This window comes from Neomicrococcus lactis (genome assembly GCF_014200305.1).
Taxonomy (GTDB): Bacteria; Actinomycetota; Actinomycetes; order Actinomycetales; family Micrococcaceae; genus Neomicrococcus; species Neomicrococcus lactis.
This window is the reverse complement of sequence record NZ_JACHBL010000001.1, coordinates 2,349,861-2,364,553: the sequence shown is the minus strand read 5'-3', so window position 1 is coordinate 2,364,553 and position 14,693 is coordinate 2,349,861. Positions and strand designations below refer to the sequence as shown.

12 protein-coding genes are annotated in these 14,693 nt (G+C 59.3%); 6 read left to right on the top strand and 6 right to left on the bottom strand.

Translation table 11 applies throughout. From position 1 onward, the window contains the following. Positions 1-29: 29 nt before the first annotated feature. Positions 30-1,487 carry a GuaB1 family IMP dehydrogenase-related protein gene (locus tag BKA12_RS10690; protein WP_183643615.1) on the top strand — a complete coding sequence of 486 codons (1,458 nt, stop codon included), beginning with the start codon at positions 30-32 and terminating at the stop codon, positions 1,485-1,487. A gap of 31 nt (positions 1,488-1,518) precedes the next feature. On the opposite strand, the gene BKA12_RS10685 is transcribed toward BKA12_RS10690, so the two are convergent. After that, positions 1,519-4,074 carry a GcvT family protein gene (locus BKA12_RS10685; protein WP_183643612.1) on the bottom strand — a complete coding sequence of 852 codons (2,556 nt, stop codon included), beginning with the start codon at positions 4,072-4,074 and terminating at the stop codon, positions 1,519-1,521. Positions 4,075-4,245: 171 nt separating this feature from the next. Between BKA12_RS10685 and BKA12_RS10680 the strand changes: the two genes are divergently transcribed. Then, on the top strand, positions 4,246-4,878 hold the full coding sequence (locus BKA12_RS10680; RefSeq protein ID WP_183645026.1) for a GntR family transcriptional regulator: 633 nt from the start codon (positions 4,246-4,248) through the stop codon (positions 4,876-4,878). Positions 4,879-5,006: 128 nt separating this feature from the next. Here the strand turns inward: BKA12_RS10680 and BKA12_RS10675 are convergent, their stop codons facing one another. From BKA12_RS10675 to BKA12_RS10665, 3 genes are all read right to left on the bottom strand, one after another. Beyond that, on the bottom strand, positions 5,007-6,815 hold the full coding sequence (locus BKA12_RS10675; protein ID WP_183643609.1) for a BCCT family transporter: 1,809 nt from the start codon (positions 6,813-6,815) through the stop codon (positions 5,007-5,009). 254 nt (positions 6,816-7,069) lie between these two features. Continuing rightward, positions 7,070-8,284 carry a formaldehyde dehydrogenase, glutathione-independent gene (gene fdhA, locus BKA12_RS10670; protein ID WP_183643606.1) on the bottom strand — a complete coding sequence of 405 codons (1,215 nt, stop codon included), beginning with the start codon at positions 8,282-8,284 and terminating at the stop codon, positions 7,070-7,072. Between the two features lie 122 nt (positions 8,285-8,406). Then, the gene (locus tag BKA12_RS10665) at positions 8,407-9,330 is read right to left on the bottom strand and encodes a LysR family transcriptional regulator (protein WP_183643603.1); all 924 of its coding nucleotides are present in this window, start codon (positions 9,328-9,330) and stop codon (positions 8,407-8,409) included. A 115-nt stretch (positions 9,331-9,445) separates the two neighbouring features. On the opposite strand from BKA12_RS10665, the gene BKA12_RS10660 reads away from it, so the two are divergent. After that, positions 9,446-10,750, top strand: coding sequence for an aromatic ring-hydroxylating oxygenase subunit alpha (locus BKA12_RS10660; protein ID WP_183643600.1), 1,305 nt, complete (start codon positions 9,446-9,448; stop codon positions 10,748-10,750). Continuing rightward, positions 10,747-12,093, top strand: coding sequence for a ferredoxin reductase (locus BKA12_RS10655; protein ID WP_183643598.1), 1,347 nt, complete (start codon positions 10,747-10,749; stop codon positions 12,091-12,093). Before BKA12_RS10660 ends, BKA12_RS10655 begins: the two co-directional genes overlap by 4 nt. A 19-nt stretch (positions 12,094-12,112) precedes the next feature. Here the strand turns inward: BKA12_RS10655 and BKA12_RS10650 are convergent, their stop codons facing one another. Further along, entirely contained in the window at positions 12,113-12,601 is a 489-nt protein-coding gene (locus BKA12_RS10650; protein WP_183643595.1) for an Lrp/AsnC family transcriptional regulator, read from the bottom strand. A gap of 157 nt (positions 12,602-12,758) precedes the next feature. Here BKA12_RS10650 and ald point away from each other — a divergent pair, with 157 nt between their 5' ends. Both ald and BKA12_RS10640 read left to right on the top strand, forming a co-directional pair. Then, complete coding sequence (ald, locus tag BKA12_RS10645; RefSeq protein ID WP_183643592.1) at positions 12,759-13,874, top strand: alanine dehydrogenase; 1,116 nt, start codon at positions 12,759-12,761, stop codon at positions 13,872-13,874. An 86-nt stretch (positions 13,875-13,960) separates the two neighbouring features. After that, positions 13,961-14,146 carry a hypothetical protein gene (locus BKA12_RS10640; protein WP_183643589.1) on the top strand — a complete coding sequence of 62 codons (186 nt, stop codon included), beginning with the start codon at positions 13,961-13,963 and terminating at the stop codon, positions 14,144-14,146. Between the two features lie 20 nt (positions 14,147-14,166). Here the strand turns inward: BKA12_RS10640 and BKA12_RS10635 are convergent, their stop codons facing one another. Beyond that, the gene (locus BKA12_RS10635; protein ID WP_221228082.1) at positions 14,167-14,622 is read right to left on the bottom strand and encodes a DedA family protein; all 456 of its coding nucleotides are present in this window, start codon (positions 14,620-14,622) and stop codon (positions 14,167-14,169) included. Between the last annotated feature and the right edge of the window lie 71 nt (positions 14,623-14,693).

The following is a 14,693-nucleotide window of genomic DNA, read 5'->3' as shown; positions in this document are numbered from 1 at the left end:
CGCTTCCCTCTATTAGTTAGGCTTGAACGGTGAAATTTCTTAACGATGTCACCCCCGCCCATGACCTCACTTTCAACGACGTTTTCATGGTGCCTTCGCGTTCTTCCGTGACGTCCCGTCTGGATGTTGATCTGAAGACACCGGACAACATTGGCACCACCATTCCGCTCGTGGCCTCCAACATGACCGCGGTGACGGGCCGCCGTATGGCCGAAACCATGGCACGTCGAGGCGGAATCGCGATTATTCCGCAGGACATCAGCCAGGCTGCGGTGGCGGACATGATCGCGAAGGTCAAGGCTGCGCACCCGGTTTTCGAGACCCCTATTACGGTTTCCCCGGACGACGCCGTTGCCTCGGCTCTAGCGCTGATCGGAAAGCGGGCGCATGGCGCGGCGGTAGTCGTAGAGAACGGCACGCCTGTCGGCGTGGTGAACCTGCGCGACCTCCACGAGGTAGATCGCTTTACGCGGATTTCCGAGGTCATGCACACCAAGATGGTGACCGTCTCTGCTGATGCCGACCTGCGCGATGTCTTCGACAAGCTCACCTCTCGCCACTTGAACATGGTTCCTGTGCTCGACGGTGACCAGCTTGCAGGCGTCTTGACGCGCAAGGGCGTACTGCGCTCGGCGATTTACACGCCGGCGCTGGATCCGTCCGGAAAGCTCTTGGTGGGCGGCGCGATTGGCATCAATGGTGATGTGCGGTCCAAGGCCGATGCTCTTTTGGAAGCTGGAACCGACGTGCTGGTGGTGGACACTGCTCACGGTCACCAGGAAAAGATGATTGAGGCGCTGGGCCATTCGGTGGCCGCTCGCGATGCATTCGCGGATAAGACCGGCCGTCGTATCCAGATTGTTGCTGGAAACATCGTGTCCGCGCGAGGCGTGGATGAGTTGGTTTCCGCAGGTGCAGACATCATTAAGGTCGGCGTGGGCCCGGGCGCTATGTGCACCACTCGCATGATGACCGGGGTGGGCCGCCCGCAGTTCTCGGCCGTGCTCGAGTGCGCGCAGACTGCCACGGATCTAGGAGCGAGCGTCTGGGCTGATGGTGGCGTGAAGTACCCTCGCGACGTCGCCCTGGCGTTGGCCGCCGGTGCCGCAAACGTGATGATCGGTTCCTGGTTCGCCGGAACTCACGAGTCCGCTGGCGATCTCATGCAGGATTCCAACGGCAAGCTCTACAAGGAGTCCTTCGGCATGGCTTCGGCTCGTGCCGTCAAGAACCGCACCAAGGACGCCTCCGCCTTCGACCGTGCGCGCATGGCGCTCTTCGAAGAAGGCATCTCCCACTCCAAGATGTTTTTGGATCCGGAGCGCCCAGGTGTTGAGGACTTGATCGACGGAATCATCTCCGGCGTTCGTTCGTCCTTCACCTACGCAGGTTCTCGCTCGATTGAGGAGTTCCGCGAGCGGGCCATCGTCGGAGTCCAGTCAGCTGCTGGCTACGACGAAGGCCGCCCACGCGAGTCCAGCTGGTAGCCCCCAAACGTGGAAGGTACCAGCTGCGAAACTACTTCGCAGCCACGTTGACGCGCTCCGTGGTGTCCTCCGGGATGCCGCGGAGCCGCTTCATTTCTGGGTCGTAAATTGGATCCTCAGTGACCGTCGCGGCAATCTTCTTGCCGAAGTACTCGACGTAGACCGTCTCTCCGTACTCAATGCCAGCTGGCAGCCACGCGTAGGCGATCGGACGGCCCACCGTGTACGCGAAACCGGCGCTCGTCACGTAACCAACCGCTGCGCCGTCGTAGTAGACAGGCTCCTTGCCCAGCACCACGTCCTTCGCTGAATCAATCAGCAAGCAGCGCAAGTTGCGCGTGAGTGGCTTGTCGCGAATGGCTTCGAGCGCGGCCTTGCCGACGAAGTCCTCTTCCTTCTTGGTGCTGACAGCGAAGCCGAGACCGACCTCGTATGGGTTGTGCTCGGTGCTCATGTCCGAGCCCCACGAACGGTAGCCCTTCTCCAAGCGGAGCGAGCCGAAGGCGGCACGGCCGGCTGCGATGATCCCGTGCTTCTGGCCGGCCTCCCACAAGACATCCCACAAGCGCTCGCCGTTATCCGCGGTGGTGTAGATTTCCCAGCCGAGCTCGCCCACGTAGGACAAGCGCCATGCGGTCACCGGAACTCCGCCAAGGTACGCCTTCTGCGAGCGGAAATACTTGAGGCCATCGTTGGAGAAGTCCTCATTCGTGATGCCGCTGATGACCTCGCGAGCCAGCGGACCCCACAAACCGATGCAGCACGTCCCACCCGTGATGTCACGGACGTGGACGTAACCGCCAGGCAGTTCGCCGGTGTTCTGCTTGCGGGCTTCCACCTCAAAGTAGGCCGTATCGATGTTGCCGTTGGCGCCGACCTGGAAGACGTCGTCCTCGAGCCGAGCAACCGTGATGTCGCTTCGGATTCCGCCGCTCTCATCCAACATGAGCGTGTAGGTCACCGATCCCACGGACTTGGCGATGTTGCCCGTGCTCAAGCGCTGAAGCATGGTCAGGGCACCTGGGCCGGATATCTCAAGACGCTTGAGTGGGGTCATGTCATACATGGCCACGCCAGTGCGGGTCTTGTAGGCCTCGACCGCGGCGATTGGTGAGTGGTGCATGGCGCTCCACGAGTCACGCACTGGCGGCTGCCAATCCCATGGAAGCTCGGAGAGGTACTTGGCGTTGGACTCGTACCAGTACGGACGCTCCCAACCGCCGGACTGTAAGAAGTGTGCGCCGAGCTCCCGGTGGCGTGCCTGGAAAGGGCTCACGCGCAGGCTGCGGTTGCTCAAGCGTGGCTCGAGTGGGTGGCGGATGTCGTAGACCTCAACGAAGCTCTGGCTCGAGGTGGCCTTGACGAAGCTTGGCGCCAACTCGACGTCCTCGAAGCGGTTGATGTCGCTGTCGGAGAGGTCGATTTCCGAGCGTCCCGTGGCGATGAGTTCGGCGACGGCGCGAGCGATGCCGGCCGAGTGGGTCACCCAGACAGCCTCAGCGACGAAGAATCCTTCTACGTCTGGGGATTCGCCGACGAGCGATCCGCCGTCAGGGGTGAAGGAGAAGATGCCGTTGAAGCCGCTTGCGACCTCGGCGTCCTTGAGATCAGGAAGCAAGCTCTTGCAGGCTTCCCAAGCTGGCAAGAAGTCTTCGAGCGTGAACTCAAGGCTCGAAGGCATGTTTTCCTTCGAGTACTCGTCCAAGTTGATCTTGGGAAGGTCGTCGAGATCGATCGGCATCGGGCGGTGCGCGTACGAACCAATGCCGTACACCTCGCCGTGTTCGCGGAAGTAGAGGTCCTCATCCTGGTAACGCAGGATGGGAAGGCCAGCGCCGTTGGGATCTTCGTTGCGGCCCTCAAGTCCCTTGACCGCAGACGTCTTGGCGTACTGGTGGGCCATCGGAACGAGTGGCAACTTCATGCCAGCCATTGCGGCGACCTTGACGCCCCAGAAACCTGCGCAAGAAATGACGACGTCAGCTTCAATAAGCTCTTCGCCCACACGGACGCCGGTCACGCGGTGGTTGGAGTGCTCGATGCCCGTGACTTCGGTGCGGTCGCGGTAGACCACGCCTGCAGCCTTCGTGCGAGTGATGAGTGCGTCGACTGCCTTGCCGGCGAGCGCTAGTCCATCAGAAGGAATGTAGAGGCCGCCAAGGACAATCTCCTCGTTGAGCAGCGGATACATGTCCTTGCACTCGGCAGGAGACAAGAGCTTGGTTTCGATGCCCCACGCGGAGGCCCAACCCTGCTTGCGGTGAAGATCCGCCCAGCGAGATTCGGTGACGGCGATTTCCAAGCCACCGACTGGGTTGAATGCGTCGAGGGACGTGAGCTTCTCTACCGTGTAGGCGGCGAACTTGGTCATGTTCTTCGACGAGTTGGTCTGGTAGACGAGGCCCGGAGCGTGAGACGTGGATCCGCCGGGAAGTTCGAGTGGGCCCTGTTCAAGGACCGTGATGTTGGTGAATCCGCGCTGGACGAGTTCGTCAGCCAGGTTGGTTCCCACAATGCCGGCGCCAATAATGACGACGCGCTGGGAGGAGGGTGAGATGCTGGATGAATCAAACACTGAAGTGGTCATTGTTCTTGCTCCTGACGATGCGCAAACTTTGTATTCAACTTATATACTAGAGTTTCTAGTAGCCTAAGTCACAGCAATTTCTTGGTCAAGAGTTTCTCCGGACTGATTTTTGAAAGAGGGTAAAAAGTGGCGCAGGCTCTGGCATCCCAGCCCAGGTCGAACGGCGCGTCCATGGCGGACATCGCGTACGAGCAAATTCTTCAGATGCTCGTGACTCTGCGCATTTACCCCGGCGACCCCATCCACGATGAGCAGATCATCAGCGAATTGGGCATCGGGCGCACCCCCGTGCGCGAAGCACTCAAGCGCCTTGAAGTAGACAAGCTCGTGGTGACCTACCCCAAGCGTGGCACCTTCGCGACCCGCGTTGAGGTCAGCGACCTCGCGTTCGTCTCCGAAATCCGCCAGCAGCTAGAACCTGCCGCCGCGGCTCGTGCCGCCCGCGTGGCCACCGCCGCCATGCGTGACGAGCTGCGCGAAACCAAGCGCGACATCGAAGAGTTTGATGTCCAAAACGCCACCACTACCGAGCTGCTCACCTTTGACGCCGGTGTCCACCGCGCCATCTACCGCGCGTGCGGCAACCCGTACCTCGAAGACGTCCTCATTCGTCAAAGCAACCTGGCCACCCGTATCTGGTGCATGGTGGTTGACCGTCTCCCCCGCATGAGCACCCATGTGAAAGAACACCTGGCGCTCCTGCAGGCCATCATCGATGGCGACGAGGCCAAAGCCGCTGATCTCGCCGAGCACCACGTCAAGGACTTCGAAGTGGCCGTCCGCGAAGCGCTCCTGAACGTCTAGGCTCCGACTGTCTAAGTGACCTCCGGGGGCTAAAGCTCTCCGCAACATCGCCCCTTAAAAACTTTCAGTCCCCACCCTCTACAGGGCAGGGACTGAAAGTCAGGGCTTCGCCGTCGTAATCAAGAAAACTAACGCACAGCGTCCTTCTCGTAGAGATCATCGTCATCCGCGGCGGAACCAGCGGGCTGAACAATTTCAATCTCGGTAGTCAGCAGGCTGAACTCGCCCGTCTCGTGACGCTCAACGCCCTGAACCACGGACTGCTCCAGAACCTCCTGGGCCACCTTGTTCTTCAGCACCAGCGGATCCCTACTAAGATCCTTCCAAATGGCGGCACAGAGCAGGAGCATGACAATCACGAACGGCAGAGCCGAGACAATCGTGATGTTCTTGAGGCCGTTCAGCGCGGCCGCCGGATGATCACCACCGGCCAACAGCATGACTGCTGCCACGGCACCCACGGACGAGCCCCAGAAGATGATGGACTTCTTGGAAGGGTGCTCGGCACCGTTCTCAGACAATGCGCCCATCACGATCGACGCTGAGTCAGCGCCGGTCACGAAGAAGATCGCAATGAGGATCACGGTGACCACCAGCATGGTGGCCTTGAGCCAGTCAGGAAGCGAGAGAGCGCCGAGGTAGTCGAAGAGCACCGAGTTGAAGTCAATGTTCGGAGCGCCGTCCACCATCTGGGCCAACGCGCCTCCCATGTCCTTCGCACGCTCAGCACGCTCTTGCAGACCAATCGCGCCGCCACCGAAGATGGCGAACCAGAGCAGCGTCACGATCGATGGAACCAACAGCACGCCGGTCACGAACTGGCGGATGGTGCGGCCACGGGAAATACGTGCAATGAACAAGCCCACGAATGGTGCCCATGACACCCACCAGGCCCAGTAGAAGACGGTCCACGAGGACAACCAGGTGGCAACGTCACCGGAGGCCGCCGTGCGGGAAGCCATGGCCGGGAGGTCGCTGATGAAGGAACCGATCGAGTTCGGGATGACGTTCAGGATGAAGAGCGTCGGTCCGCCGATGAACACGAGAACTGCAAGAATCACGGCGAGCACCATGTTGGCGTTGGAGAGCCACTGGATGCCGCGCTCAATGCCGGACACGGCGGAGGCTACGAACAGCGCCGTCAGAATGGCGATGATGACCACCACCAGAGATGACCCGACGTTGCTCATGAAGCCGCCGGATTCAATACCGCCGGCAATCTGCAGCGCGCCAAGACCCAGCGAACATGCGGAGCCGAAAAGCGTCGCCAGGATGGCGAGGATGTTGATGGTACGGCCGCCCGCACCATGGACAACACGCTCGCCGAAAATCGGCACGAACATTGCGGAGAACAACTGCGGGCGTCCCATGCGGTAGCAGCTGTAGGCCATTCCGAGCCCCACAATGGCGTACATCGCCCACGGGAACAGGGTCCAGTGGAAGAGCGTGGTGCCCATGGCGGTACCCAGCGCGGCATCCGTGGAACCGTCCACGGTGCCTGGCGGAGGCGACATGTAGAAGAACAGAGGTTCACCCACACCGTAGAACACCAGGCCGATGCCCATACCGGTGGCGAACATCATGGAAATCCACGAAGTGGTGCTGAACTGCGGCTTCTCGCCGTCCTTGCCCAGTGGGATGCGGCCGAAGCTATTGAAAGCTACGACCACCACGAACGTCGCGAAGAACGCGGCGGCGCTGACAAACAGCCAGCCCGTGTTGGTCATGACCCAGTCAAGAGCGGCGCTCGCGGCGACGCCTAGACCTTCTGGGGATGCGAAGCCCCAAATGATGAATGAGATTGCAATGGCGCCGGCAATGCCTATAATCCATTTGTCCGTGCCAGATTGTGAGTAGTTTTCTGGCTTGCGGCTAATCGCCTTGCGGAATTCGTCGAAGAGATTTCTCTCGATCTTGGTTGTGCCTGGTTTATTCACGGCTTTTCCTCCGTTAGGGACGCGGCGTCGTTTTCTTGAGTACGACGACGCCGCGTCGCCTGAGTGATGAATTTTGGGTTGCACACTGATTGCGCAAGATGAAAGATTGAGGCTAGGCACCTCCTACCAGCTGAGACTCACGGCTCTCAACCTTTGCTTCGCGGAGAAGTTCCGCGCAGCGTTCGCCGAATGGTGGAGTGATGGCGCCATCTCGGCCATGAGTCGGTAATCCGTTCATGGCCGAGCAGCACGCGTTAGATTTTGATCATTCCGTGGGGGTCTAGGACGAATTTGCGTGCTGCGCCTTCGTCGAAGGCTGCATAGCCTTCAGGTGCCTTGTCCAAGGAGATCGGGGTTGCCTTGACGTTCTTGGCGATAGACACCTTGTCGCTCAAGATCGCGTGCATCAACCCGCGGTTGTACTTCATCACTGGGCACTGACCCGTGACGAACGTGTGAGATTTGGCGAAGCCCAGGCCAAAGCGCATGGACAGCGAGCCCACCTTGGCGGCCTCATCCGTTGCTCCTGGGTCACCCGTCACGTAGAGGCCCGGAATACCCAAACGGCCGCCGGCGCGAGTGATTTCCATGAGCGAGTTCAGGACCGTCGCCGGCTGCTCGGTACCGGCCGCGCTACCGTGGCCGCGCGCTTCGAAGCCCACTGCGTCAATACCGCAGTCAACTTCAGGCGTTCCCAAAAGTTGCTCGATTTGGTCTGCTGGGTTGCCCAGCGAGACATCTACCGTTTCACAGCCGAAGCTGCGGGCTTGCGCCAAGCGGTCCTTGTTGAGGTCTCCCACAATAACGACGGCGGCGCCCAGCAATTGGGCGGACGTTGCGGCCGCTAGGCCAACAGGTCCTGCACCGGCAACGTAGACCGTGGATCCCAGCGTCACTCCGGCACCAACAGCACCGTGGAAGCCGGTGGGGAAAATGTCCGAAAGCATGGTGAGGTCGAGGATCTTCTCAAGTGCCTGATCGCGATCAGGGAACTTGAGAGCGTTCCAGTCAGCGTAAGGAACCAAGACGTATTCAGCCTGACCGCCTACCCAGCCACCCATATCCACGTATCCGTATGCAGAACCTGGACGGTCAGGGTTCACGTTCAAGCAAATGCCCGTCTGCCCCTCTTTACAGTTACGGCAACGGCCGCACGAGATGTTGAACGGAACGGAAACGATGTCTCCGACCTTCAAGTACTCAACGTCGGGGCCAACCTCAACCACCTCACCAGTGATCTCGTGACCAAGTACCAGGCCTACCGGCGCCGTAGTGCGTCCTCGCACCATGTGCTGGTCCGAACCACAAATATTGGTGGCGATTGTCTTGAGAATGACGCCGTGATTGACCTTGCGACCTACGTTAGCCGGATGAACACCGGGACCATCGTGAAGCACAAAGTCAGGGTATGGAGTGTCGATAACTTCGACTTTTCCCGGGCCTGCGTAGCTGACGGCTTTATTGCCCATGCCTAAACCTCCGGACTCTAAAATATTAGTCTGATATATGTTGCAGACTACTGAACAGTGTGCTGAGAGTCACAAGGCTTGTCAAGGGTCTCCCGCTTAATAAATAGGCGCCGCAATCGCTCTTATTCCATACGGCCTATCAGTATCTGGTGCGCAGAATCCTGCAATATTTCTATGGATTCGCGTAGCAATGGAGACTCCAGACTGCCTCGACGAACTACTGCCACGATGCCACGCATGGGCCTACTAGCGCCACTTAAGCGCAGCCGGACAAGATCCTTTTCCGCGCTCATCGGAGCAAGCCGAGGAAGGAATCCAACCCCCATTCCGGCACTCACAAAGGAGGTCATCGTCTCCCATTCAGTGGACTCGTGAGCCACGCGCGGAGTGTGTCCAACGGCCGCAAAAGCTGCCGTGAAAAGTGCCCGATACGTCGAACCTGGAACGTCCGTAATCCATGCGTCGGAAGCCAGCTCCTCCAACCCCACAGCACCTCGATCAGCGAGCGGATGAGTTGCCGGCACCACCACGTCGAGCGGGTCATCGAGAAGGTGCACGTGTTCGAATTGCGGATCGTCTTCGCCGTGAGCCGCGGACTGCATCGACACCACCACGGCAAGATCGATTCGCTCCGCCAACAGCAACCGGTAACAACGCTCAGGATCCGCGTCAATAAGCTGAAGTTCCAGATCTGGGCGTTGCGATCGCAGCCGAGCGGCAAGCGGTGCCAAGAGTTGCGAAGCCGCCGTCGAAAAACCACCCAATCCAAGACGCGCCGGGATTTGTTCGCCGGCTTTCAGAGCGGATGCTTTGAGCTCTTCCCACTGCGCCAAAAGCACATCGGCGCCCTCGACAAGTCGACGCCCCGTCAACGTCAATCGCAGTCCGCGACCATCCTTCGTCACCAGCTGCATTCCCAAACTTTTTTGGAGCTCTCGAAGTTGCGCGGACACCGCTGACGGCGAGTATCCAGTGAGCTCAGCGGTGGCTGCCACAGTGCCGCATGCAGCGAATGTACGAAGCGTGAGGAGGCGGGAATCGATCATGCGGTAATTGTGCACGACTTCACATAAAAAATTACGCTTTTCTCACACATTACAAATCTCTAAAGTGATCTGTACCGCTTGGTCATCGCCCTCTGATCACAAGGAATACCTGCATATGTCTGTTTCCACCAACGCGCCTCGCACGTCGCGCGGCACGCTTCGTAGCACCAAACCACTCGATCAACTCGCGGAGATCAAGGATCTCTTCGACGAACGACGAGTCGGATACTCCCTGGACGCTCCGTTTTACACGGATCCCACCGTCTTCAGCATGGACATGCAGGGCATCTTCCAGAAGCACTGGCTCTTCGCCGCAAGCGTTGCTGAAGTACCTGAGCCCGGGGATTACGTAACAATTGAGTACGGCCCCACCTCACTTTTGGTGATGCGCAATGACGACGGCGGAGTCAACGTCCTCCACAATGTGTGCCGTCACCGCGGCGCACGCGTGCTCACCGCCCCATCGGGAAGCACCGGCAACTTGGTGTGTGGCTACCACTCGTGGACCTACTCCCCCGAAGGCGATCTCATTCACGCCTCCGCACCCGGCGAGACCGACTTCGACAAAAGCTGCTTCGGCCTCAAGAAGGCACACAGCCGTATTTACGCGGGACTCATCTTTGTTTGCGTCGCGGATGAACCACCAACGGACTTTGACGAGACCGCCAAGATTTTTGAGCCGTACCTTGCGCCTCACGATTTGAGCCGAACCAAGATTGCCTACCAGCAGAACATTGTTGAAGAGGGCAATTGGAAGCTTGTCATGGAGAACAACCGCGAGTGTTACCACTGTGACGGTCACCCAGAGCTCGCTTGCTCGCTCTTCCCTACCTGGGGTTTGACGGAAGAGACCGTCCCTCCGCATCTTGAAGACGTTTGGCAGCGTAATAAGGAATCGGAAGCAGCACTTGAGGCTCGCTGCCGCCGCTACGGTTTGCCGTACGAAGTCGTCGAAGAGCTCGACACCCGCATCGCCGGCATCCGCATTTCCCGCGAACCACTCGATGGCGAAGGCGAATCTTTCTCCCCTGACGGACACCGTTTGTCCAAGAAGCTTTTGGGCGAACTTCGGGACTTCCGCTTGGGCCGTTGCTCGATGCACTTGCAGCCCAACAGCTGGTTCCATTTCTTGGGCGACCACGTCATCACGTTCGGCGTCTTCCCCATCAACGAGCACCAGACTTTGGTGCGCACCACGTGGCTCGTGGCAGATGACGCCGTTGAGGGCGACGACTACGATCTCGAGAAGCTCACCCACACGTGGAAGCAGACGAACATTCAGGACAAGGCCTTCGTGGAGCTCTGCCAGCAGGGCGCCGCTAGCCCTGCTTACGAGCCCGGCCCGTACATGAAGAGCGAATACCAGGTGGAAGCCTTCATCAATTGGTACGTGCAGCGGATGCAGGAGCACTTGGCATGACCGTTATGACCACCAGCATTGAAACGCCGGAGCCCAAGAGGACCAGCGATTTTCAAATGCCGTGGAATCGGGTCCTCAGCGCTAACGATGCGGCCGCCAGTGCCGCTCGTGCGCTAGGTCCGTGGCACCCGCAAGAGTTCCTGGCCGAGTGCGTGCAGACAATCCCCGAGGCAGGCGGGATCATGACCTTTGTGTTCCGCCGCCTCGACGGTGCCCCGCTCGCGTTCCGCGCCGGCCAGTACCTGAATATTGCCTTCCCTATTAATGGGGAAGACGGCGAGTTCGTGGACCGCAGCTACTCGATCTCGAGTGCGCCCACATCTCCGTGGACCTTCAGCATCTCGGTCAAACGAGATGCTCAGGGACTCGTCTCCCCGTGGGTACATGACAACGTGCGCCCGGGAACCGTTCTGGACATGCTTGGCCCGGTGGGAGCTTTCCACCTTCCGGACCAGGAACGTCGCCCGCGCTACCTGCTGCTCGCAGCCGGTGCGGGCATCACGCCCATCATGTCCATGGTGCGAACCATCCATGCGCTCCCTAGCCGAGCAGACGTCGTCGTGCTTTATCACGGTGCGGAACCGGGTGGCTTCGCGTTCCACAAGGAGCTCGAATACATCAGCGCGGTGGATGAGCGCATCAAGGTGTTTTATTCCCTCGGCGACCGTTCGGTGCCGGAGAACTGGGAGTGGATGCTGGGGCGCCTGACCGCCGAGATGATCGAGCAAGTGGCGCCGGATGCGAACGGCCGCAAGGTGTACGCGTGCGGGCCGGAAGGCTACTTGAACCACGCCGCCGACTTGCTCCGCAACGTGGGTGTGGATGACACGTCCGTGCATATGGAGTTCTTCTCAGGCGACCGCGCGACTCTTCTTGAATACCAAGAGGAAATCGCGCATGCCGAGGATATTGCTGAGGAGTTTGCGGAGGAAATTGCCGCCGCTCGTGAGGCTGCCCCAGAGACGCACACCACCAACTTGCAGTTCCTGGAGACGGCGGCCATCGCCGAGCCTCTCGAGGAGACCGAGGAGCTTCAGGAGTTCCCACCGGACGACTCCGCGTTCAAGTCAGTGGGCGAAGGCACGCTGACCATGTCCTTCGTGAAGTCAAAGCTCAAAGTCCGCATCAACCCGGACCAGCGCATCCTTCACGTAGCTCAGAGCGCCGGCGTGCGAATTGGCGCGAACTGCCAAGAAGGCATGTGCGGTTCTTGCAAGGTCGTGAAGTTGTCCGGAGAAGTGGACATGAATCATCAAGGCGGCATTCGTGCTCGTGAAGTAGCCGCCGGCAAGTTCTTGCCGTGCTGCTCCACCGCACAGACCGACCTCGTGATTGACGCCTAAACCCTAGCTAGGCGCACGCCTAAACCCAGGGCACTTCCCCACGGGAGTTCTCAAAGACCAAGCTTGTCCGCGTATTCGCAACGGCCGGATTCGCGGACAAGTGGTCCAGCACGAATTGCCGCACTTCTTGCGAATCCTTGAGTCCCACATGGATCAAGAAGTCCTCGTCACCGCCCAAGAAGAACACTTGGGCAACACCCGGCAGCGCTCGAATCATCGCCGAGAATTCGGCCATGAGGTGCCGCGCGCCCGGACGAATGCGCACCGAAATAAGCGCCTCCAAGGCATGGCCCACGGACGCCGGCTCCACCTCGATCGTAAATCGGCGAATCACGCCGTGATCCCTCAGTGCGTTGAGCCGCGCGAGGCACGTTGACTGCGCAATCCCCAACTCCTCAGCCAGCGAAGCGTTCGTGCGGCGCGAGTTTTCATTGAGCAAAGCGAGTAGCTTGTGATCAGTTGAATCGAGCACGAAATTCTCCCGCAGATTCTTCGATGTGGCCGCCATCACTGGAACTCGCTTTCGTTACTATCTACCAATATTTTTGAGGTAACCGCGGATAATTCGGTGAACCTATTGTACTTCCGCAGAAAACCCTACAGTTGTGTGCAGAAAGTGCGGCAGATCGCACGAGAAAAACCCACCACAATTGCTAGGAGCCACCGTGATCATCGGCGTCCCCACCGAAGTTAAGAACAACGAATTCCGCGTCGCGATGACCCCCGCTGGCGTGTCCGAATTCGATAACCGCGGCCACAAGGTCCTCATCCAGGCCGGCGCTGGCGTGGGCTCCGGACACACCGATGATGACTACCGCGCAGTGGGCGCCGAGATTGTCGAGTCCGCTGACGAGGTCTGGTCCCGCGCGGACATGGTGGTCAAGGTCAAGGAACCTATCGCTGAGGAATTCCACCGCTTGCGTGACGGCTTGGTCCTCTTTACTTACTTGCACTTGGCTGCTGACAAGGCCTGCACTGACGCATTGGTCAATGCAGGTACGACGGCGATCGCTTACGAAACCGTGACCAACGGACGTGCACTCCCCTTGCTTGCCCCAATGTCCGAGGTCGCTGGCCGTTTGTCCGCTCAGATCGGCGCCGTGCAGCTCCAGCAGCCTAATGGCGGCCCAGGCATCCTCATGGGTGGCGTTCCCGGAACCCGTCCGGCCAAGGTTGTGGTGATCGGCGGCGGCGTTGCCGGCGAGAACGCAGCTGTTGTCGCGGCAGGCATGGGTGCTGATGTCACGATCATCGACATCAACATTGCACGCCTCAAGGAAATCGATACGGTCCACCACGGTCGCATCAAAACCTTGGCTTCCAACAAGCTGACCATCGCTTCCGAGGTTGCTGCCGCAGACTTGGTGATCGGTTCCGTGCTCATCCCCGGCGCCGCAGCACCGAAGCTCGTCACGCTGGACATGGTGGAGAAGATGAAGCCAAACTCCGTGCTCGTGGACATCGCTATTGACCAGGGCGGCTGCTTCGAGGGCTCGAAGGCCACCACTCACGCTGAGCCAACCTTCCGCGTTCACGATTCCGTGTACTACTGCGTGGCCAACATGCCAGGAGCCGTCCCACAGACCTCCACCGCGGCTCTCACGAACGCCACCCTTCCTTACGCGCTGCGCATCGCAGACCGCGGTTGGGAAGAAGCGTTGAAGTCTGACGCTGGCTTCGCGAACGGCCTCAACACCCACAAGGGCAAGGTCACCTTCAAGTCCGTCGCCGAAGCACACGGCTACGAATTCACGCCCGTTTCTGAGGTACTTAGCAACTAGTACCTCCAGTGTGCAGTGAATCCGCCGGAGCCAGACATACTGGTTCCGGCGGACCTTTTTGAGGACAATGGAGTGAAGGAGGAATCATGATTGATGAGATGAACCAGTCCGCATCGCCACGCGGGCAGCAGCATAGATCGAACCCTGTGGGACTGAAATCCCGTGGTCGAAAAGTTGTCTATGCGAAATCAGCTTCCCAAAAACGCATTCTGGAAAGCGCCGATCGCATCATCACGTCCATCGACAAACTTGAGCGAGAACGCGCGAAGTAGTTCGCCGTACCGCCACGTTCTTATCCGTCTTGGCGACGGTATTTGATCCATGCCATCGTGACAATTCCAACCACAATCGCTCCGGCCACTACCCATTGCCAGCCGAGGTCTAGCCAGGCGAAAATCACGGCCATGCCAACCGTCGAGTAAATGAGTGCCCACATGAGGCATCCCACGATGACCGCGGGCAAGTAGCGCTTGAGTGACATCCGGCCCATTCCGGCACTCGCGTTGACGGCCGTCTGAATACCCACGGTCAAGAAGGACAAGGGAACAGCGAAGATGCCCCACCGTTCCATAAAACGCTGGGCTCGCTCGTAAATAGGACCCTCAAGGAAGTGTTTGAACCGGGAGTGCTCAGCTCCTCGGGCGATGCCGCGGCCGATCCAATACGTGGTGTTTGCGCGCAACATGGCACCTAAGAAAAGTCCTACATACGCCAGCCCAAACGGCAGCGAAGAGAACATTTCAGACATTTATCTAGCCTAGTGGTTTGCTGAGAACCTCTTCCACATAGTGTGAGCCAATGATCTAATGAGAGTCATCA

Bases quoted from the DNA above. Each gene is read 5' to 3' on its own strand.
- BKA12_RS10685 (WP_183643612.1), bottom strand. From the start codon at position 4,074: ATGACCACTTCAGTGTTTGATTCATCCAGCATCTCACCCTCCTCCCAG.
- BKA12_RS10680 (WP_183645026.1), top strand. From the start codon at position 4,246: ATGGCGGACATCGCGTACGAGCAAATTCTTCAGATGCTCGTGACTCTG.
- fdhA (WP_183643606.1), bottom strand. From the start codon at position 8,284: ATGGGCAATAAAGCCGTCAGCTACGCAGGCCCGGGAAAAGTCGAAGTT.
- BKA12_RS10665 (WP_183643603.1), bottom strand. From the start codon at position 9,330: ATGATCGATTCCCGCCTCCTCACGCTTCGTACATTCGCTGCATGCGGC.
- BKA12_RS10660 (WP_183643600.1), top strand. From the start codon at position 9,446: ATGTCTGTTTCCACCAACGCGCCTCGCACGTCGCGCGGCACGCTTCGT.
- BKA12_RS10655 (WP_183643598.1), top strand. From the start codon at position 10,747: ATGACCGTTATGACCACCAGCATTGAAACGCCGGAGCCCAAGAGGACC.
- BKA12_RS10650 (WP_183643595.1), bottom strand. From the start codon at position 12,601: ATGGCGGCCACATCGAAGAATCTGCGGGAGAATTTCGTGCTCGATTCA.
- BKA12_RS10640 (WP_183643589.1), top strand. From the start codon at position 13,961: ATGATTGATGAGATGAACCAGTCCGCATCGCCACGCGGGCAGCAGCAT.
- BKA12_RS10635 (WP_221228082.1), bottom strand. From the start codon at position 14,622: ATGTCTGAAATGTTCTCTTCGCTGCCGTTTGGGCTGGCGTATGTAGGA.